Here is a 19,878-nt window from a genome sequence, read left to right on the forward strand (position 1 = left end):
AACAGCCAACAGCCAACAGCCAGCCGGGTCAGGGCTGGATCGGCGTGATCACTACGCCGGTGCCTGCGGGGACGTCTTCGCCGCCGGGCAGGGCGGGTGTGGCGGGGGTGGCTTCCTGCACTGAGCGCTGGTCCGTGGGGCCCAGCGTGCCCTGGGTGAGGGGGATGCTGGGGGCGGGCAGGGCAGGGGTGCTTTCTATGATTTCCTCGCCGGGCGACAGGCCCGGGCCGGGTGGCTCCGTGGGCTCGGGTGCGGGTTCCGGGGTAGGTGCTGGCTCCGGGGTGGTGGGTTGGCCGGGCTGGGCGGGCGGCGGCTGGTCAGGCCACCAGTCCTGCATGCGTTCGCGCAGGCGGCCGACCATGTCGGACCACCAGTGGCTTTGTTCGGGCGGCTCGAAGCGGGCCTTGGCGTCGATGACGGGGCTGCGCAGGGCGCGGGACATGAAGTCTCCCACCATGGGCAGGGCGCTGCGCGAGCCCTGGCCCCAGCGGTCGCTGCGCAGGGTGATGCGCGGGTCGTTGAAGCCGGCCCAGGCGCCGGTGACGATTTCCGGGTGCATGAGGATGAACCAACCGTCGGCATTGCCCTGGGTGGTGCCGGTCTTGCCGGCCACGTCGGCGTGGATGCCGTAGCGCTGGCGCACGGCCACGGCCGTGCCTTTGTCCACCACGGCGCGCAGCATGTCCACCAGGGCGTAGGCGTGGTCTTCGTCCAGCGCGCGCTCAGGCTTGGGCGGACTGAATTCGGCGATGACCTTGCCGTCGGCGTCCTCGATGCGCGTGACCATCATGGGCGGCAGCCAGCGGCCACCGTGGGCCAGGCTGGCATAGGCGTTGACCATTTCCAGCAGTGACACGGGGCTGCTGCCCAGGGCCAGGGCGGGCACTTCGTCCAGCGGGCTTTGGCGCACGCCCAGGGCGCGCGCCAGGCGCGCCACGCGGGCGGGGCCCACGGATTGCATGACTTCGGCGGTGATGGTGTTCTTGGAGTAGGCCAGGGCATCGCGCAGCGTCATCTCGCGGCCCGTGGGTGGCGTGGCGTCGGTGGGGCGCCAGACTTCGCCGCCGGGCAGCTTGATTTCCACGGGGCCGTCCACGCGCTTGTCGTCGGGGGTGGCGCCCTGCTGCAGCGCGGCGCCATAGACAAAGGGCTTGAAGGTCGATCCGGGCTGTCGCCGTGCCTGCTGCACATGGTCGTAGGCGTCCTGCGTGAAGTCGCGGCTGCCCACCCAGGCCAGCACTTCGGAGGTGGCTGGGTTCAGCGCCACAAAGCCTGCCTGCACGCGGGTCTTGTCCTCGCGCAGCTGCTTCATGAAGGCCTTGTCGGCCAGCAGGGCCTTGAGGGTGTCTTCCTCGCTGTCCTTGTCCGTTACCTTGTCCTTGCCTTGGCCGTCCGCGCGTTTGCGCGCCGCGCGCCAGGCGGGGCTCTCCCGCACCAGCTGTTGCACCAGCGGGTTGGCGGCATTCCAGCCGTCGCGCTGGCTCCAGGCGCCGTTGGCCACGCCCTGCAGCGTGCGCGTCTGGCGCGCCACGGCCTGGTTGGCCCAGTTCTGCAGGCGCGAGTCGATGGTGGTGTGCACCACCAGGCCGTCGGTGTAGATGTTGTAGTCGTTGCGGTCGGCCCAGTCGATCAGCCATTTGCGCAGCTGCTGCGCGAAGTGGGGCGCCATGCCCAGGGGCTCTTCCTGGCGCTCGAAGTTGATGCGCATGGGGCGCTTCTTGAGCTGGGCGAACTCGGCCTCCTGCAGCACGCCGCGCTTGACCATTTGCGACAGCACCGTGTTGCGGCGGTACAGCGCGCGGTCGGGGTTGAGCACGGGGTTGTAGTAGCTCGTGCCCTTGAGCATGCCCACCAGCGTGGCGCTTTCCAGCACCGTCAGCCGCGCGGCCGGCTTGTCGAAATAGGTGCGCGCCGCCATCTCTATGCCGAAGGCGTTGTAGAGGAAGGGCACGGTGTTCAGATAGGTCTCGAGGATCTCGTCCTTGGTGTAGAGCGCCTCGATCTTGAAGGCCGTGATCGCCTCCTTGAGCTTGCGGTTGAGCGTGGGCGCGCGGCCGATCTCGGTCGGGTACAGGTTGCGTGCGAGCTGCTGTGTGAGGGTGGAGCCGCCCTGCGGATCGCCGCGCAGCGTGTGCACTACCGAGCCCAGCGTGCGCCGCCAGTCCATGCCGTGGTGCTCGTAGAAGCGGTGGTCCTCCGTGGCGATCAGCGCCTTGATCACCGAGGGCGACATCTCGTCGAGCTTCACCCACTGCCGGTTGCTGCGCTTGAACTGCGCGAGCTGCTTGCCATCCGCGCTCATGATCTGGGCGGGCTGCTCCAGCTTGGCCTTGCGTATGTCGCGGATGCCGGGCGTGAATGGGATCAGGGCCAGCACATACAGCGCGAACAGCAGCGGCAGCGCGGCGGCGAACAGCAGCCATTCACGCCGCGTGGGCCAGCGGTGCCACCAGGGCAGGGCCGCCACGCGCTGGCCGATGCGGCTGGCCAGCAGCCTTTGCCAGGCTGCGAGCACAGCGTCGGGCAGCTTCAAGTCATTGAAAGAAAAGCGCATATTGCAAGACGGCCCTGATGACAGAACATCAGGGCCGATAGGGCGGGACCATTCCGCGAAGCCGAGAGGATGCCCAAAAAAACGGCACCCCGCTCGCGCGGGGTGCCTTGCCTATGGGCCAAGCCCCGGTATTGTCGGGCTGGCGGGTACTGGCGGGAAGTGCTTATTTCTCCAGCCAGTCGGACAGCTCGTCCGCGTGTTCCTGCTCCTGCTCCAGGATGGATTCGATCAGCCGGCGCGTGGTCGGGTCCTTGTCGCCGATCAGGTCGATCATCTGGCTGTAGGCTTCGATGGCCACGCGCTCGGCGATGAGGTTGGTGCGGATCATGGCCTTCAGGTCCATCTCGCCGTTGTAGTCGGCATGGCTGCGCTGGGTCAGCGTCTGGGGGTTGAAGTCGGGCTCGCCGCCCAACTGCACGATGCGCTGGGCCAGCTTGTCGGCGTGGGCCATTTCCTCGTTGGCATGGACCAGGAACTCGTCCGCAATGGCGGGCGAAGCCAGGCCCACGGCCGTGAAGTGGTGGCGCTTGTAGCGCATCACGCACACCAGCTCGGTGGCCAGCGAGTCATTGAGCAGCTTGATGATGTCCTCGCGCCAGGGCCCGAAGTGCGGGGTCACGGCGCCATCGTCCAGGCTGTGCTTGGCGGCCTCCAGGGCCTTGGGGTCCAGCGCCAGGTGGCCGTTGCCGGCGTTGGATTTGGCTTGCTTCGTGGGGGTGCTGTTGGGGTTCATACGTGGTCTCTTCATCGTGGGACGGAAACTACGGCAGGCATGCGCCTATGCGGCTTGTAAACACCTGCCAGCGAAACGGGACCAGGCGGGCCGATGTGCCCGCCTGTTGTCTTCCAAGGTAAGTTTTCGGTCGCCTGCTGTCTGTGAGACAAGTCCGCATCCCCATGCCCGGCCAGCGCGCCCCTGGGTGTCCCTGGGTATCCCGGCGCTACCATGGGCGCTCCACTCCAGGAGCACCCGCATGAATGACACCGCCGCCGCGCCCCGCTCGGCCTACGACTTCGAGGCCACCTCCATCACGGGCCAGGCCGTCCCCCTGTCGGACTACCGCGGCAAGGTGCTGCTCATCGTCAACACCGCCAGCGCCTGCGGCTTCACGCCGCAGTACGCCGGCCTGCAGGCGCTGCATGAGCAGTACGGCGAGCGCGGCCTGGTGGTGCTGGGCTTTCCGTGCAACCAGTTCGGTTCTCAGGAAAAGGGCAGCGAATCGGAAATCGCCAGCTTCTGCGACCTGAACTTTGGCGTGCGCTTTCCGCTCATGGGCAAGATCGACGTCAACGGCGCCAACGCCCACCCGCTGTACCGCTGGCTCACTGCCGAGGCGCCGGGCGTGCTGGGCACCAAGGCCATCAAGTGGAACTTCACCAAATTCCTCGTTGGCCGCGACGGCCAGGTCATCCGCCGCTATGCGCCCCAGGATGCGCCGGCCAAGCTGTCCACGGACATTGAGGCCGCGCTGACGCCTTGACGCGCTGATGCGCGCTGATCGCGCCTGTCCATCAGGGTTTCACGCAGGGCCGGCAGCGCGGGCCGGCCGCACGCCATGGTTAGCATGCTCCTTGACATCACAACAAGGAGACAACACCCGTGAAAGCCTTCCGCCGCACCGCCCTCGCCCTGCTCACCGCCTGCACCTTGCCCATGATTGCTACCAGCGCCGCCGCCCAGGACAAGCCCGTGGTCCAGTTCATTGCCACGGGCGGCACCATCGCCATGAAGATCGACCCGGTCAAGAACGCGCCCGTGCCCGCGATCTCGGGCGACGACCTGCTGGCCACCGTGCCCGACGTGGGCAAGTACGCGCGCATCCAGGTCAACAACCTGTCCAACGTGCCCTCCGACTACATGGACCCGGCCCGCTGGGTGCAGCTCACCCAGGCCGTACAGGCAGCGCTGGCCCGCCCTGAGGTGGCCGGCGCCATCGTCTCGCACGGCACGGACACGCTGGAGGAAACCGCCTTCTGGCTGGACCTGACCGTGCAGTCGTCCAAGCCCGTCGTGCTCATCGGCGCGCAGCGCAATGCCTCGGTGTCCGACTTCGACGGGCCGCGCAACCTGCTCAACGCCGTGCGCATCGCCGTGGACCCCAAGGCGCGCGACAAGGGCGCCATGCTGGCCATGAACAACCAGATCAATGCCGCGCGCTACGTCACCAAGACACACACGGCCAACGTGGAGACCTTCCGCTCGGGTGAATTCGGCTTTCTGGGCGAGGTCTACCCGGACCGCGTGAACTTCGCCTCCGCCCCCGCGCGCCGCCAGCACCTGCCCATCCAGGCGCAGACCATGCCCGAGGTGGAAATCTTCCCCATGTACGGCGGCGCCAACGGCCAGGCCGTGCGCCAGGCGGTGGACCGGGGCGTCAAGGGCATCGTCATCGACGCCCTGGGCATGGGCAACATGAACGTCGCCATGCTCGATGCCGCCAAGTACGCCATCGGCAAGAACGTGCCCGTGGTCGTCAGCACGCGCGTGCACAACGGCCGCGTCATGCCCAGCTACGGCTTCGAGGGCGGCGGCAAGACCTCGTTCGAGGCCGGCGCCGTCATGGCCGACGATCTGCGCGCGCCCAAGGCGCGGATCCTGCTGATGCTGGCGCTGCAGTCCGGCGTGACGGGGCAGAAGGACCTGCAGGCGGTATTCGATCGATAGTTCGACCGACAGGCCGCCGCAACCCTGCCGCGCAGGCCCTGGCCTTGCGCGGCATTTCTGACGGGGCACCGAGGTGGCACACTGGCAGCCTCATATGCCAACCAGGGCGCACCATGCAGGATGACGATCTCGAATACGTAGGCTTCTGGGCCCGTACCGGCGCCGCGCTGATCGACACCGTGATCCTGCTCGTGCTCATGCTTCCGGCCCTGATCTCCATCTATGGCTGGGAATACCTGGAATCCGAAAAACTGCTGCACGGCCCGGCCGATTTCGTCATCTCCTGGGTGCTGCCTGCCATTGCCGTCGTCATCTTCTGGATCAAGAAACAGGCCACGCCGGGCAAGATGCTCATCGCCGCCAGGATCGTGGACGCGCAGACCGGCGCGGACATGAGCACACGGCAGGCCATCATTCGCTACCTGGCTTACTTCGTGTCCATCATCCCGCTGTGCCTGGGGCTGATCTGGGTGGCCTTTGACCCGCGCAAGCAGGGCTGGCACGACAAGATTGCGGGCACCGTGGTGGTCAGGCCCAAGCACCTGGGGGTGCAGCCGGTGAAGTTCCGCTGACACGCTCCTCAGGCGCGCCCGCAGCGGGCGCTCCGTGCTATTTCAACGGCAGCTCGGATGTGGCGTCGCGCAGCTGCGCAGCCCGCCCCAAGTTCAGTGCTGCAGCACAGGACAGGCGCCTGATCTCCGTCGCGTTGCCGGCTGCGCCGCCAGCCAGAGAAGCAAGCCAGCTGCATTGGGCATCGCGGTACTGCGTGAATTCCTTGCCGGAGGCGGACAGCCTGGCCTTGGCCTGGGCGGCATATTTGGCATCCTCATCCCATTGCCCCAGCGCGCTGGCTGCCTGTTCCTCGGCCTGCTTCAAGGCCTTGTGGCTGTCTGCGAGCCTGCGCGCCAGGCAGTCTCGCATTCCGGCCTGGGAGTGGGCACTGCATTCCTCGCGCAAGGCGCGTTCATCGGGTTGAGAAATGATTTCCGTGGCGAGGCTCCACAGAGGAATGCAGGCTGCCAGTGCCAGGGTTGTCAGCTTTATTGCTCGCATGTGGAGGTCCTGAATCCGAAGAGGCCGGGCTGCCTGATCCCGATGCAATGACGATGGCCGCAAAGGCGCCGGGCATTCTGGCATGCCTGATTGGCCGGTTGCGAGCAACCGCAAGCGAACGCCAAGCCACCGGTCATGCCAATGCGCAGTGGTTTCCCTTGCGCACGAGCACCGGCCTTCCCGCCCCGTAGCTCAATCCTCTTCCAGCCCCGGCTCGTCCACCACGAAGCCCGAGCCGTCCTCGTCGCAGAACACGCATTGCTGCACAAAGCTGTCCATGCTGCTGGCGTGGAACCAGATCAGGCCCTGGTCTTCGTCGCAAAGCATGTCGGTCTGTTCGTCCACGCTGGCGGCGGCAAAGCCGCTCAGTTCCATTTCTTCGAGGAACTGTTCCAGGTCCTCGCAGCCTGCAAACAGCTCATGGTCCAGGCTGCCGATGCGGCCCTTGAAGGCGCCGTGCAGCACTTCCACGAAGGGGTTGCCGCCAGGGTCATGGCCAATGACCATGAAGTGCGCGGCAAACAGGTTCTCGCGCTGGTGGTCCTCCACGTCGTAGTGCTCCGAGCCTGCGCGGAAGTGGTGCAGGGTGCGCAGCCAGGCGTGGTTGTCGCCGGTCTCGTCGTCGGCCTGCAGGTAGTCCTCGCGGTCGGGCGCCGCTTCGAGCCGGTCGAAGTCCAGGCCGTTCTGCGTGATCAGGAACTGCGCGTAGGCGTCGGAGAAGCCTTGCGCGGCCTGGTACTCGCGCACCGCCTGGGCGTCGGGCAGGGCCAGGCCGAAGGGATTGGGAAAGCGCACTTGCATGGAACGGTCCTTGAAAAGGAGTGAACGGCGGCCAGGCAGGCCGTGCCCGCAGGATGGTGCAGGCGTTGGGAGGCAGTTTGGTGACAGTTCTGTAGTGACTCACAGCCCCGCAAGCAGAGTCGGGCGAAGCGGTAGCACGCAACAACTTACCGGCAGAAATCGAAAGAGCCTTTTTCGGTACGTTTCTCAAAAAACCAGAAACGTACCGAAATTCTTTTCAAAACAACAGCCTAAGAGATTTTGAAACGCTTCGGATCACGAAGAAACCACCAGCCTCGAATGCCCCACGCCACCGCCTTTCTCCACCCGCACCTGCACGGCGATGCGCTCCTTGAGCGCCTCCACGTGGCTGATGATGCCGATCATCTTGCCGCTGTCGTTGAGCCGGTCGAGTGCGTCGAGGGCGATCTCCAGCGTGTGGGCATCGAGCGTGCCGAAGCCTTCGTCGAGGAACAGGGAGTCGATGGAGGTCTTGTGGCTGACCAGGTCCGACAGGGCCAGTGCCAGGGCCAGGCTGACGAGGAAGGCTTCGCCCCCCGATAGCGTGCGCGTGTCCCGCGGGGTGTCGCCCTGCCAGCTGTCGACGATGTCCAGTTCCAGCTCGCCCTCGGGCTTGCGGCGCAGCAGGTAGCGGCCGTGCAGGCGGGCCAGGTGGAGGTTGGCCAGGTGCAGCAGGTGGTCCAGGGTGAGGCCCTGGGCAAAGCGCCGGTATTTGTCGCCCTTGGCCGAGCCGATGAGGCCGTCCAGGTGCTGCCACAGGTCGCTGTCGCTGGCCTGGGCGGCGATGTGCTCGAACAGGGCCTGCTGGCCCTGGCGGCGGCGCTGGTCGTCGGCCAGCTGAGCGCGGGCGCCGCCCAGTTGTTCGCTGAGTGCCGTATGGCGCTCCTGCAGTGTTTGCAGCAGGGTCTGGATGGCTTCGGGTGCCAGGTCGGTCAGGGCCTGGGCCTGCAGATCCGCGTGCTCGCGCTGTGCGGCTTCCAGCAGGGTGGCCGCGCGCTGTTGTGCCGCCTGCAGCTGCTGGCGCAGCGTGGCCAGGCGCTGGCGTTCGGGTGCGGGCAGCAGGGCCTGCAGGAAGGCGGGCTCGTCAGCAAAGGGACTGGTGCTCAGGGCGGCCTGCCATGCGGATTCGGCCTGGGCCGCTTCCTCGCGCTGGCGGGCCAGCGTGGCCTGGGCCTGTTGCTGCTGGCCTTGCAGGGCATCCTGACGCCGCGTGAGAGCGGCGATGTCGCTGGCGCATTCGGCCAGGGCCTGCGGCAGCTGTTCCACGGGCGGCAAGGGCAGGGAAGGCGGCTCTGCCACAGCCGTATCGGCGGGATGGTGCTGCGCCGTTCTCTGCTCCTCCCACTGCGCCTCCCACTGTGTTTCCGACTGTTTGTTCCAGCGCTGCGCATCGGCCTCGGCAGCCTCGCATTCCTTGCGCTGCAAGGCCATGGATTGGGCCAGTTGCTGCAGGTCGTGCCGGGCCTGTTGCCAGTGCTGCCATTCGGCTTCGCGCGCTTCAAGCCAGGGCTGGGCGTCGTCGGGCACCGTGTGGCCGGCCTCGCCGAGTGAAGCCTGCAACTGCGCGTTCAGCGCCTGGGCTTCGGCCTGCAGGCCGGCGACGGATTGCTGCAGCTCTTCGCGGCGTGCGCTGTGGTCGGCCAGGGCCTGCTGCTGCAGCGCAAGCTGGCCTTGCGCGGTCTGCAGTGACTGGCGGCTGTGCTGGGCGGCGTCCTTGGCCTGTTGCACGGCCTGCTCGCCTTGCTCGGCGGCCTGCACGGCGCGCTTGAGTGTGTCCAGCTGGCGGGCGCAGGCCTGGGCCGATGCGGCGAGGGTGTCGGCCTGTTGCCAACTGTCTGGCGCGAGCTGCAGGGGTTGCGTGAGGCCCTGCCATGTGTCGTTCCATGTGCCGTGCCAGCGTGCGATGTCTTGTTCCAGTTCGTCGGCCTGGCGCTGGCGCGCAGCCTGTGCGGCCGTGGTGGCGGCCAGCGTGGCGCGGGCCGTTTCGCCCTGGGTTTGCAGGGCGTCGAGTTCATCCTGCTTGCGGCGCAGCGCGGCTTCGGTGGCTGAGGCGTCCAGCGCTTCGTAGGCGGCCACGGCCGGGTGCTCGTGCGCGCCGCACAGCGGGCAGGGCTGGCCGGGCTGCAGGGCGTGGCGGTGCTCGGACAGGCTTTGGATGCGCTGCTCCTGCAGGAGCAGGGTCTGCTTGTCCGCGACCTGTTCCTTGACGCTCTTGTACTGCTGCCGCAGGGCTTGCAGCGATGTGTCCTGCGCCCGCGCCTGTGCCTCTCCATCGCGCAATTCCTGCTCCAGCGCAGCTTGCTGGCGCGCAAGTTCGCGGCGCTGCGCGGCCTGGGTTTCTGCCTGGCGCCACAGGTGCAGGCGGTCCTGCTCTGCCTGCTCGCGCGCGCGCAGCTCGGCCATGCCGCCGCTGCCTTGAAGGCGCTGCGCCTGTTCGTCCTGCGCGTGCTGGAGTGTGGCGCTGGCGCGGGCCTGGGCGTCGGTGGCGGCCTGGACCTGGGCCGCGCCGTTTTCGGCGCTTTGCGCCATGCGGGCCTGTTCGGCATCCAGCTTGCGCAGGGCCTGCTGCTGGCTGGCCGCTTGCTGTTGCTGGCTGGCGCGCAGCTTGAACTGCTGGCGCCAGCTGCCCAGGCGCTCGCCCAGCAGGGCATGTGCGGCATGGTGGGTGCAGAACTGTTCCAGCGTTTGGTGCTCGGCCTGCTGGCGGGCCAGGGTGTCTTGCGCAGCCTGGGCCAGGCGGGCGGACAGGGCCTGGGCGTGGCGGTGCTGCAACAGCAGCCGGGCTTGGGTCTGCTGTTCGTGCTCGCGCAGTTGCTGCAGTTTCTGGCGGCTGTCATCGCAGGCGGCAGTGCTGCGCTGCCAGGTCTGGTGCAGCGGCTGCAGCGCCTGCGCGGGCTCGTCGCGGGCCAGGCTTTCCAGTTCGGGCGCGGCCTGCTCCAGTGCCTGGGCGGCGTCTGCGCAGCCGGTGCGGGCGGCCTGCAGTGTCTGGGTGGCCTGGGCCAGTTGCTGCTGCCATTGGTGCTGGGCCTGGGTGCGCAGGTAGTCGGCCTGCAGCGTGGCCTGCTCCGTCACCAGGCTGTCGGCCTGGGCCTGCAGGGCATCGCGTGCCTCGGGCGACAGCAACTCCACACCATCGGCCTGGGCCTTGAGCTGGTCCAGGCGCTGGCGCGCGTCGCGGGCGCGTTCGAAGACTTTCTGCGAGATCAGGCCGTAGATCTCGGTGCCTGTCAGCTCTTCCAGCAGGCCGGCGCGCTCATTGGCATTGGCTTGCAGAAAAGCCGCAAAGCCGCCCTGGGCCAGCAGCATGGACTTGGTGAAGCGCTCGAAGTCCAGCCCCGTGATGGCGGCGGTCTGCTCCAGCTTGTCGCGCGTCTGGCTGCTGAGGATGCTGCCGTCGCCACGGGCCAGTTCCACCTTGGGGGCCTGCAGTGCGCCATCGAGCCTGTCGCGTGCGCGGCGCTGGCTCCAGAAGGCGCGGTAGACCTGCCCCTTGACCTCGAATTCGACCTCGGCCAGACAGTCGGCCGTGTGGCGCGTCATGAGGTCGTTGGCCGATGCCGAGATGTTGTTCAGCCTGGGTGTCTGGTGGTACAGCGCCAGGCAGATGGCATCGAGCAGGGTGGACTTGCCCGCGCCCGTGGCCCCGGTGATGGCGAACAGGCCGTTGCCCGCGAACGGTGCCTGCGTGAAATCGATGCGCCATTCGCCCTTGAGCGAGTTGAGGTTTTTGAGCCGCAGCGTAAGGATCTTCATGCGCGGGCCTCCTCGCCGTGTTCGCCGGCGCCTGGCTGGGGCGCATCAAGCCCGGCCACCACTTCCTGGTAGCGCCGGGTGAGGGCCTGGGCCAGGCCGGGCTCCAGTGTTTCCAGCGCCAGGCGGCGCTCGAAGACGTCGGCGGGGCTGATCTCGTGCAGCGACTCGCCGGCGGCGGCGGCCATGCCGGCCACCGCCCGGCCGCGCTGGCGCCGCACGCGCAGCAGTTCCACGGGCAGCTCGTCGGCCAGGGCCTGCACGCGGTCGGTGAGCTGGGGCAGGTAGTCGTCCTGCTCCACCACCACCTCCAACCACACGGGCCGTGCAGGGCTGCCGGCCTGGGCGGTGGCGCGCATCAGATCCGGCAAGGCGGTCAGGCTGCCTGCCACCGAGGCCATGGGCTGAAAGCAGGGCACGGGCAGCGGCGTGACGGCCTGCAGCCCTTCGGGGCCCAGGTCCACCAGCAGCATCTGCTTGGACTGGCGGGCCTCGTCAAAGCTCAGCGCAATGGGCGAGCCGCTGTAGCGGATGTGCTCCAGGCCGCCCACTTTCTGCGGCTGGTGGATGTGGCCCAGCGCCACGTAGTCGGCGGGCGGAAAGGCCGAGGTGGGGAAGGCATCCAGCGATCCCACGTAGATCTCGCGCACGGACTCGCTGCTGCTGGCGCCCACGGTGGTGAGATGGCCCGTGGCGATGATGGGCAGGCGCTGGCCGGATGCGGCGGCCAGCGCGTCACGGCGTGCCATGGCGGCGTCGTGCACGCTGCGGTAGCACGACTCGATGGCGGCCTGCAGCGCCTGCTGCTTTTGCTCGGCGCTTTGGCCGGGCTGGCTCAGCACCAGGTCGCGCGGGCGCATGAAGGGCAGGGCGCAGACGATGCAGCCGGGCGCGGCCGGCTGCCCCAGCCGGCGCCGCAGCGGCAGCTCGACCACGTGGCTGGCCGTCTCGCCCACGGCGGCAACCACGGTGGTGTCCAGGCAGGCCAGCAGCTCGCGGTTCTCTGCCAGCGTGGCCACGGAGTCGTGGTTGCCGCCCAGCAGCAACAGGGCCACGCCCGCCGCATGCAGGCGCACCACCAACTGGCTGTACAGCTCGCGCGCATAGCTGGGCGGCGCGCCGGTGTCGAAGATATCGCCCGCGATGAGCACGGCATCCACCGCCTGGGCATCGACCTGCTCCAGCAGCCAGTCGATGAGCGCAGCGTGCTCGGCCTGGCGGCTCTTGCCCATGAAGTGCTGGCCCAGGTGCCAGTCGGAAGTGTGAAGAAGGCGCATGGTTTCGGTATCGCGGTATCGGTGCAATGTCCGCCGGCTGTGGCGGGGGCGACAGTATGGTCGCTGGCGCGCATGGGTGACAGCAGGACGGCGTGCCGCAGCTAACATCCCGGTTCGCATCAACCAAGGAGACACAGGCATGTTCAGCCACGTCATGGTCGGGGTCAACGACCTCGAAAAATCCAAGCAGTTCTACGACGCATTCCTGGGCGCGCTCGGCGTTGCGCCGGGCATGGCCAACAAGAACCGCTATTTCTACCGCAGCGCGGGCGGCACGTTTGCCATTTCCACACCGATCAACGGCGAGTCTGCCTGCCACGGCAATGGTGCGACCATCGGCTTTGCGACGCAGTCGCCCGAGCAGGCCGACGCGGCCCATGCCGCTGCCGTGGCAGCCGGGGGCGTGACCTGCGAGGATCCGCCCGGCTGGCGCGAGGCTTCGCCCGGTGGTCGGCTGTACCTGGCCTATGTGCGGGATCTGGATGGCAACAAGCTGTGCCTGTTGCATCGGCCGCCGAAGGCCTGAGTTTCTGACCGTGCCGGACGGTGTTTTTTCGGCGCTGGAGCCCTGACGTCGAAACGCCAAAATGCAAACAGCCGATGTGCCATCGCTGCACTCGGCTGTTTTTATTGCGGTTGGCCAAGGTGGTGCCACGCCAGAATAATCACCATTGAAATGGCTTGAACTTGCATTTTGGGCAGTGCAATACCGTCTTGTCCCGGCCCTCCAGGAACAGCGCACCGCCCCGGAACTGGTTGATGCTCCAACTTCCACGGCTGCCATCGCTGAATGCGATTTCGCCGCTTGCATAGCAGGGCGACCAGTCTAGCGTGTAGTGCGCGTCGTTTTCGTTGGTGGTTTTTGCCTGTTGAAAATAACGGCGCACCTGGGAGATGGTCAGGACAAAGTTGGCGCAACTCACCGCTGGGTCTTTTTCGATGGGCGATTTGGCCGCGTTTTCCTGGATGGTGATCTGGCTGATCTTGGGAAGTATCAGTGGGCACAGTGGCGGCTCGAACTCTGAGCCTTTTGTGCATTGATTGGCGGCGGAGGCGGTGCTAGCCATAACAACTAGCAGGGGTAAGGTTAATAGTGATCTCACCATTTTGCTGAAATCGCTTCCGTAGGATTTTTTCTAGAGACTTCTGGGTGCCTGAAAACTTCGCTCATAGATATTCTTAGTGTCAGCGTTAATTCCGCGATAAGCCACTGTAGTGCATTATTCTGCTCGCTTGTAACGGCTTGATAAGTTTTCTTTTCGTCTGGTATGTTCCCGCCACGAGGAAGTGCTTCACCTACCAATTCAATGCCAATGCTGTCTTGGTTGGCCGGAAATCGTGCTGGAACCTTTTTCAGCATCTCGCGCTTGTTCTCTTGGGTTGGATTGAAACGTTGTAACGATTTTAATTCAACTGGTGTGCATCGCTTTTCCAGTAAACAACGCGCTTTTATTTTGCCAATGTGCCATGTTTGTTTGTAGAGGGAAGCGGTTTGATATATTGTTCCATCTTTCTCTATCAGGAAATGTGCTCCATTTGCTGATGGGTTTTTGTAACTATCAATTGAAGACTGTGCTGTCGACCCTCCAGTTTGATGAACAATGATGCCATGAATTTCTTTCATTTCACCACGTTCAATGGTGGGTGCGATGGCTGGCTTTATGAGTGAGTGGATTGCTATTCCATTTCTATCGATTATTAGCATTTGAGTACCAAAGATGTGGGCCTGATGATGGCCCATAAGTTGTTAATCAGTGATTTGCGAGATATCGTAATTGCCGTTGATATGTTAGCCATGATGGGTATTGAGTGGTTGGGTTGAATTTGTAAAATTATGCAATCCTGATCTTTTGTCATATCTCGCAGTTTTTTAGATGTTTGGGCGGCTGTTGTTGTGATCTGATATGCGAATCAGTCTGCCTGGCGGAGTAGCAACTGTCTTGGCTTATGCGGGTGATCAAGAAATTGGTCGACAACTGGACAGGCTTGGCCTCGGAAAAAGCACCACCCGGCAGGGTCAAAAAACACGCAGGCCCATACCCACTGCCCTGTACGCCATACTCCCGCCCCGATGCGCCCGCCGGGCGCTCACCCCCAAGGAGAATGCGTGCAATCAGCAAGTGACCAGTGGTTCGACGAGGCGTACTACCAGCGCTACTACTTCGACAAGAAGACCAGCGTGGTCGATACCGAGCATGTGAACCGTCTGGGCGCTTTCGTCTGTTCCTACCTGAGTTATGTGCGCGTGCCCGTGCGCCGCGTGCTGGATGTAGGCTGCGGCATTGGTCTGTGGCGCGAGGCGGTGCAGCGCCACTTCCCCGGTGCCAGCTACCACGGCGTGGAGTTCAGCGAGTACCTGTGCGGGCGCTTCGGTTGGGAGCGCGGCTCGGTGGTGGACTATGCGGCGCATGATCCTGCAGAGCCCTTCGATCTGGTGATCTGCCAGGGCGTGCTGCCCTATCTGAGCCCGCCGGATCTCAAGCGCGCGCTGGCCAATCTGGGGCGGTTGAGCCGAGGCGGCCTGTATGTGGAGGCGGTGGCGCGCGAGGATTACGAACGCGGCGTGATCGATGAAGATCTGACCGATCCGCGCCTGTTCCGCCACCGGGCCGATCTGTACCGGCGCGGGCTGGCCGAGCATTTCAAGGAACTGGGCGGCGGCGTGTGGCTGAGCCGCCGCGCCGAGTTGCCGCTGTTCGAGCTGGAAAGCGTGGGATGAGCCTGGAAATGTCAGCTGTGCCTGCTTCGGCGCAGGATGCCTGCGTGCCTCTGTCCTATCTGCGCGGCGTGGACTCCGGCGTGGCGCCGCATGCGGTCTCGCGGCTGCGCACGCAGCGGCTGGCGCGCAGCACGCGGCCGTTTCTGTCGCGCGGCGGGCCGCGCGGCGAGCGCTGCGAGGGTTGCCGGCTGCGGCCTTCGCACTGCATCTGCGCGCTGCGCCCCATGCTGCCGACGCGGGCGGGCTTTTGCCTGTTGATGCACGATGCCGAGCCGCTCAAGCCCAGCAATACGGGCTGGCTGATCGCCGATGTGGTGGAGCAGACGCACGCTTTCGGCTGGGCGCGCACCGAGGCCGATGCGGGCCTGCTGGCCTTGCTCGATGATCCGCAGTGGCAGCCCTATGTGGTGTTTCCCGGCGAGTTCGTGGAGCCGCCGCAGCGCGTGGTGCATGCGCTGCCGGCGCCCCGAGCCGGGGTCGAACCGAACCAAGGCCGGCGCCCGCTGTTCATCCTGCTGGACGCGACCTGGCCCGAGGCGCGCAAGATGTTCCGCAAGAGCCCTTACCTGGACCGCTTTCCGGTGCTGAGCCTGCACCCGGACCAGGTGTCGCAGTACCGTCTGCGTCGCTCCCAGCGCGAAGACCATTTCTGCACCAGCGAGGTGGCGGCCCTGTGCCTGGAGCTGACGGGCGACGGAGGCGACCGGCGCGCAGGCCGCGCGCTGGAGAGCTACCTGGCGCTGTTCACCGAGCACTATCTGCGGGCCAAGAACCAGCAGCCGGTGCAGACAGACAGTGACGCGCGCCGTGGTCTGCAGGACGCGATCTCTTTCGTTTGTCCGCCTGCTTGTTAAAAACGATAGCGGAAGATGCTGGTGTTCATTGGGATTGGTGGCGTTTTGTTCCAAATTGTTGACGGCGCATCCAACTCCCCTTGCCCTGTGTTCGCCAGTGGCTCAACAGGGTGGTGCAGGGCGGCGTGAGGCCGGGCGCAGCAGCGCCGGCGGCAACTTCCTGTTACGTTCCGGCCGCGGTGCGCTGCCCATACTCGCGGCGTGCGATGAGAGGTGGACATGCAGCGGGGCGGGGTGACCCAGGACTCCAGGCCGAATGCCCATCGAACCTGGCCCGCAGGCGGTGATGGCTAAAATCGGATTTCGCTGAAATTCATCAGCCATTGACCTGTACTGCAGGGCATGTTCGTGCACGCAGGGCCGCCCGTAGAGGCGGCCCGCATCCTCCAGGTGCGCCGCAGCCGCGGCTCGCGGATTGCTGGTCACAGCATCCGCCGGGAACCTTGGGGCGTGCCGTCTCTCTTATCGCGCTGGACCATGCGTTGCGACCCTCCCGGGGACGGCTGCGCCATGTCCGCGTGCTCCATTTTTCATGGGGTTTGTTCATGGCCCGGGGCGTATCCCCCGGCGTTGGAAAGGTGTCCGGTTTTGGTGGTCAAGGATTTCAAACTGCACTACAACCCCGCCCTTGACGGGCTGCGGGGCGTGGCGATCCTGTTGGTGATCTTGTCGCACTCCCATGCGCCTTTGTTCGATGGCGCATTCTTCGGGGTGGACCTGTTCTTCGTGCTCAGCGGCTATCTGATCACCTCGCTGCTGCTGATGGAGAACGAATCCGAAGGCCGCATCGGCTTCTGGCGCTTTTACCGCCGGCGCTTCTATCGCCTGATGCCGGCGCTGGCCCTGTTCCTGGGCGCGTACTGCATCTTTGCGCCCTTGCTGTGGCCGGACCTGAACGACATCTACACCGATGCGCTGGTCTCCATCCTCTATCTGGCCGACTACGGCATCGCCTTCTTCGACAGCCCGGACACGCTGCTGCACATGTGGTCGCTGTCGGTGGAGGAGCATTTCTACCTGATCTGGCCGCCGCTGCTGGTACTGCTGCTGCGCTTTTCCAAGCCGGGCCGTCTGTGGCGCCCGATTGCCCTGCTGTGGGCGCTGAGCTGGCTGTGGCGCGTGTACTGGGTGGACCAGGGCCAGCACTTCTATGAGATCTTCTTTCGCTTCGACACCCGTGCCTCGGGCCTGTTCGCCGGTGCGCTGCTGGCGGCGGTGATGATCGAGCGGCCCGACTTCATCGCTGCACTGAAGGCGCGCATGCACCACGCCATGTGGGTGCCGCTGGCCGTGCCGCTGTTGATGGCGCTGCAATGGGACAACCAGGACGCCATGGTCTGGGGCATCACCGTGGTGGAATGCGCCGCCGTGGTGCTGCTGGTGGCGGCAAGCCAGGGCTCGGGCCTGGTCTTCGACATGCTGTCGTCGCCCTCGCTGGTGAAGCTGGGCCGCCTGTCCTATGGCGTCTACCTCTGGCACTACCCGGTGGTGCGTTATCTGCGCGCCGACTTCTCGTGGCCCGTGGTGGTGGCGCTGGGACTGGCGATCTCGGTGGCGCTGTCGGCGCTGTCGTTCTACACGATCGAGCGCTGGGCGCTGCGCATGCGCGATGGCGAGCGCAAGGGCGGCGAGCGCCAGCCGCAGGCGCAGCCGGCCTGAATGCCGGCAGCGCGCCGAAAGCAAAAAAGGGAACGTTGGCACGTTCCCTTTTTTTGTGGGTGAAGGAGATGTGCTGCGCTCTCAGAACCCTGAGCCGGGCTGGGACAGGTACTGCAGTTCCTCGGCCGTGCTGGTGCGGCCCAGGATGGCATTGCGGTGCGGAAAGCGGCCGTAGCGCACGATGACGTCGCGGTGCCGGTGGGCGTAGTCCAGCGTGCCGGCCAGGAACTCGCGCACGCCCTCGCCGCCAGCGTCACCGGCCTGGTCGGCCAGGGCCTGGAAGGCAGCCACGCTGCGGTCCTGCAGGGCCAGGTCTTCGGCATGCTCCAGCGGCAGGTAGCAGAAGATGCGCGCCACGGCAGGCAGGTCGGCATGCCGGTCATGGCCCAGGGCGATGCCGTCCAGCGCCAGTTGCAGCGCCTGCGGGTCGCCTGCAAAGCTGCGTGCCGTGCCCCGGAACAGGTTGCGCGTGAACTGGTCCAGCAACACGATCAGCGCCAGCCGCCCCAGCGCCGTGTCGGCCCAGCCGTCCAGTTGGCCGGCCAGTGCATCTTCGACCAGGGCGCCGAAGCGCTCGCGGATCTGGTCGTCAGTGGCATCGGACTTGATGAACCACAGGTTCTTGCAGGCCAGGGCGCCCGCGTTGTCGGGATGCGCGGAGCCCAGCCAGTAGCTGAGCACGTCGGCGATGCGCGGGTCTGCGGCGTGAGAAGGGGCAATGCTTGTCATCGGTGGCCAGGCTCTTGTCGGATGAGGAAGCCTTCGATTGTGCAGGCGGTGGCGTACTGTCCTTGTGGATGGCAGGTTTTGCGCAGACAAAGCACAGCTTGTGCAAATGTTTTTCAATAGAATGTGCACAGGTTTTTCAAGAGAAATTACCGGTGTTATCCACAGATTGGTATTCGGATTTCATTGATGGTGCCTGTCAATCAGGCAATCATGAATTCAAGATTTCGCGTGGCAATGCTGCGAAAGTCCCCGGAGATGCGCGCATCCTGCGCCACGGTCTGCCAGAAGCGGCGTGCCAGCGCCTGGGCATGCGGCCATTCAGCCAGCGTGGCGGCCGTGGGGCGCTGGGGCTGGGCGCCGAAGTCGCGCTCCACGATCTCGCCGTTGATGGGCATGTAGAGCATGGGCAGCATGTCGTAGGTGGGCGACAGCGCCCAGTCGCCATGGGGCTGCGGCAGCACGAAGGAGATGTTGCCGTAGTGCCGGTCGGTGTTGGCGATGAGTTGGCCGTAGGCTTCGAGCAGGCGCAGGCTGCGCGCGTCGGCCTCGGTGATGAGGCCGCGTGCGGCCAGGCGGTTGGCCGTGGCCGCCCAGTTGTCCACCTCGCCCACGTACTGGGCATTGAGCACCTGCAGGGACACCATGCCGATGCGTCCAGGGTTGCTGCCCGGGTGGGCCTGTGAGACTGGCACATCGCCCGGTACATCGCCTGGCATATCGCTTGGCACATCGCCCGGCGCCGGCTGGCTGCGGTCGAAGCGCTCCGATTCGAGGAAGGCGCGGCCGCCATCGAGGAACAGCCGCGTGCGCGCCGCGGGCAGGCCGTCTTCGGCCAGGGTCTGCAGTGCCAGGTGCTCGCAGACCAGCAGGTCGCGGATGCGCTGCTCGGCCGGTGCGTTGCCTGCCGGGGAGAACTTGACGATGACGCTGCGCCCGGCCGTGATGCAGCAGAACTTGGGCTGCTCGCCGCCCGCCGACGAGCCCGGATGCGTGCCCTGCATGGCCTGCATGGCCAGGTGCGGATAGTCGGCCGCAGAGGCGGCGCGCAGCGTGCGCGCGGGCAGGGAGTGGAAGCGCTCGAAGGCGGCTTCGCCCACGATGAGGTTGCCCGGCAGGTCTTCGCCAAAGCGGGCCAGGGCGCGCAGCACATCGTCCTCGCCCCACTGGCGCGGGTCGCCGCCCAGCTGCAGTTCGGGGTGGCTGTGCGCAAAGCTGCGGCCGATGAAGCCCTGGGGCCGCATGTCGTCCAGGAACCAGGGCAGGCCGTCGTGCTGCTCGCTGAGGCCGTCGGCCTCATCCACCCAGAAGCCGCCGCCGTGCAGGGCGATCATGCGGCCGAAGGGCGACGCGCGGCCTTCGGTGTCCACGCGCATGATGGCCACCTCGGCGCCCACGCCCGCCACCTGGCGCGGCAGCACATAGCGCTGCGTGCGCGCCGCCCCCACCTTGCGCACCTGGCCCGACTGGATCAGCGGTGCCAGCGCGCGCGATACGGTGGGCTGGCTCACGCCCAGCATCTGCTGCAACTCGCGTGCCGCCAGCGCACCGCCCTGGCGGCGCAGTGCTGCCAGCACCTGCAGGGAGAGGTCTTCAGTGGCCATGGAGAATCAATTCATGAATGGATGAAACAAGGGGTTAATTTATTGAAAATCAAGGATTTATGCAAATGCATGAATGGATATATGAATAGATAAAAAAACCGCGCCCAAGGGCGCGGCAAAGCTGGATTTCGCGGCGGCTTGCAGGTCTGCGAATCACGATCACAGCCTGTGAAACTGGCGTGCTCCAACTCAGAGACGCCGAGCAAGAGCCGCCTC

The 19,878-nt window shown here is 65.9% G+C and carries 17 protein-coding genes; 7 read left to right on the top strand and 10 right to left on the bottom strand.

Features of this window, described 5'->3' with window-relative positions; all coding sequences use genetic code 11:
• Positions 1-28 precede the first annotated feature (28 nt).
• Both KDK82_RS18030 and KDK82_RS18035 read right to left on the bottom strand, forming a co-directional pair.
• Positions 29-2,554 (bottom strand): penicillin-binding protein 1A, encoded by a 2,526-nt coding sequence (locus KDK82_RS18030; RefSeq protein ID WP_088165802.1) that lies wholly within the window; start codon positions 2,552-2,554, stop codon positions 29-31.
• Positions 2,555-2,717: 163 nt separating this feature from the next.
• Complete coding sequence (locus KDK82_RS18035) at positions 2,718-3,287, bottom strand: bacterioferritin (RefSeq protein ID WP_013804567.1); 570 nt, start codon at positions 3,285-3,287, stop codon at positions 2,718-2,720.
• A gap of 241 nt (positions 3,288-3,528) precedes the next feature.
• On the opposite strand from KDK82_RS18035, the gene KDK82_RS18040 reads away from it, so the two are divergent.
• From KDK82_RS18040 to KDK82_RS18050, 3 genes are all read left to right on the top strand, one after another.
• Positions 3,529-4,035, top strand: coding sequence for a glutathione peroxidase (locus KDK82_RS18040; protein WP_088165803.1), 507 nt, complete (start codon positions 3,529-3,531; stop codon positions 4,033-4,035).
• Positions 4,036-4,154: 119 nt separating this feature from the next.
• Positions 4,155-5,219, top strand: coding sequence for an asparaginase (locus KDK82_RS18045; protein WP_016449874.1), 1,065 nt, complete (start codon positions 4,155-4,157; stop codon positions 5,217-5,219).
• A 113-nt stretch (positions 5,220-5,332) separates the two neighbouring features.
• Positions 5,333-5,791, top strand: a complete 459-nt coding sequence (locus tag KDK82_RS18050; RefSeq protein ID WP_088165804.1) for an RDD family protein — start codon at positions 5,333-5,335, stop codon at positions 5,789-5,791.
• A 37-nt stretch (positions 5,792-5,828) separates the two neighbouring features.
• Here the strand turns inward: KDK82_RS18050 and KDK82_RS18055 are convergent, their stop codons facing one another.
• The 4 genes from KDK82_RS18055 to sbcD form a co-directional block, all read right to left on the bottom strand.
• On the bottom strand, positions 5,829-6,272 hold the full coding sequence (locus KDK82_RS18055; RefSeq protein WP_043825384.1) for a lysozyme inhibitor LprI family protein: 444 nt from the start codon (positions 6,270-6,272) through the stop codon (positions 5,829-5,831).
• A 192-nt stretch (positions 6,273-6,464) separates the two neighbouring features.
• Entirely contained in the window at positions 6,465-7,073 is a 609-nt protein-coding gene (locus KDK82_RS18060) for a hypothetical protein (RefSeq protein WP_088165805.1), read from the bottom strand.
• A gap of 255 nt (positions 7,074-7,328) precedes the next feature.
• A complete protein-coding gene (locus tag KDK82_RS18065) occupies positions 7,329-10,826 on the bottom strand; it encodes an AAA family ATPase (RefSeq protein WP_088165806.1) in 3,498 nt (1,165 codons plus the stop codon).
• Positions 10,823-12,100: an exonuclease subunit SbcD gene (gene sbcD / locus KDK82_RS18070; protein ID WP_088165807.1), complete on the bottom strand. Its 1,278-nt coding sequence runs from the start codon at positions 12,098-12,100 to the stop codon at positions 10,823-10,825. The genes KDK82_RS18065 and sbcD overlap by 4 nt, the downstream gene beginning before the upstream one ends.
• Before the next feature lie 139 nt (positions 12,101-12,239).
• On the opposite strand from sbcD, the gene KDK82_RS18075 reads away from it, so the two are divergent.
• Positions 12,240-12,626, top strand: coding sequence for a VOC family protein (locus KDK82_RS18075; RefSeq protein WP_013804558.1), 387 nt, complete (start codon positions 12,240-12,242; stop codon positions 12,624-12,626).
• A 139-nt stretch (positions 12,627-12,765) separates the two neighbouring features.
• On the opposite strand, the gene KDK82_RS18080 is transcribed toward KDK82_RS18075, so the two are convergent.
• Together KDK82_RS18080 and KDK82_RS18085 are read right to left on the bottom strand one after the other, a co-directional pair.
• Positions 12,766-13,167 carry a hypothetical protein gene (locus tag KDK82_RS18080; protein ID WP_013804557.1) on the bottom strand — a complete coding sequence of 134 codons (402 nt, stop codon included), beginning with the start codon at positions 13,165-13,167 and terminating at the stop codon, positions 12,766-12,768.
• Positions 13,168-13,199: 32 nt separating this feature from the next.
• On the bottom strand, positions 13,200-13,841 hold the full coding sequence (locus tag KDK82_RS18085; protein ID WP_088165808.1) for a peptidoglycan recognition family protein: 642 nt from the start codon (positions 13,839-13,841) through the stop codon (positions 13,200-13,202).
• 366 nt (positions 13,842-14,207) lie between these two features.
• Here KDK82_RS18085 and KDK82_RS18090 point away from each other — a divergent pair, with 366 nt between their 5' ends.
• The 3 genes from KDK82_RS18090 (at position 14,208) to KDK82_RS18100 (ending at position 17,332) form a co-directional block, all read left to right on the top strand.
• Complete coding sequence (locus KDK82_RS18090) at positions 14,208-14,819, top strand: class I SAM-dependent methyltransferase (RefSeq protein ID WP_013804555.1); 612 nt, start codon at positions 14,208-14,210, stop codon at positions 14,817-14,819.
• A gap of 8 nt (positions 14,820-14,827) precedes the next feature.
• Positions 14,828-15,673, top strand: coding sequence for a tRNA-uridine aminocarboxypropyltransferase (locus tag KDK82_RS18095; protein WP_088166329.1), 846 nt, complete (start codon positions 14,828-14,830; stop codon positions 15,671-15,673).
• 510 nt (positions 15,674-16,183) lie between these two features.
• Complete coding sequence (locus tag KDK82_RS18100; protein WP_088165809.1) at positions 16,184-17,332, top strand: acyltransferase; 1,149 nt, start codon at positions 16,184-16,186, stop codon at positions 17,330-17,332.
• 81 nt (positions 17,333-17,413) lie between these two features.
• Here KDK82_RS18100 and KDK82_RS18105 read toward each other — a convergent pair whose 3' ends face one another.
• Together KDK82_RS18105 and yjjJ are read right to left on the bottom strand one after the other, a co-directional pair.
• Positions 17,414-18,061, bottom strand: a complete 648-nt coding sequence (locus KDK82_RS18105) for a DUF924 family protein (RefSeq protein ID WP_088165810.1) — start codon at positions 18,059-18,061, stop codon at positions 17,414-17,416.
• A 200-nt stretch (positions 18,062-18,261) separates the two neighbouring features.
• The gene (yjjJ, locus tag KDK82_RS18110) at positions 18,262-19,662 is read right to left on the bottom strand and encodes a type II toxin-antitoxin system HipA family toxin YjjJ (RefSeq protein WP_088165811.1); all 1,401 of its coding nucleotides are present in this window, start codon (positions 19,660-19,662) and stop codon (positions 18,262-18,264) included.
• Positions 19,663-19,878: the final 216 nt, after the last annotated feature.

This window comes from Delftia sp. K82, from assembly GCF_002193035.1.
GTDB classification, from domain to species: Bacteria; Pseudomonadota; Gammaproteobacteria; order Burkholderiales; family Burkholderiaceae_C; genus Comamonas; species Comamonas acidovorans.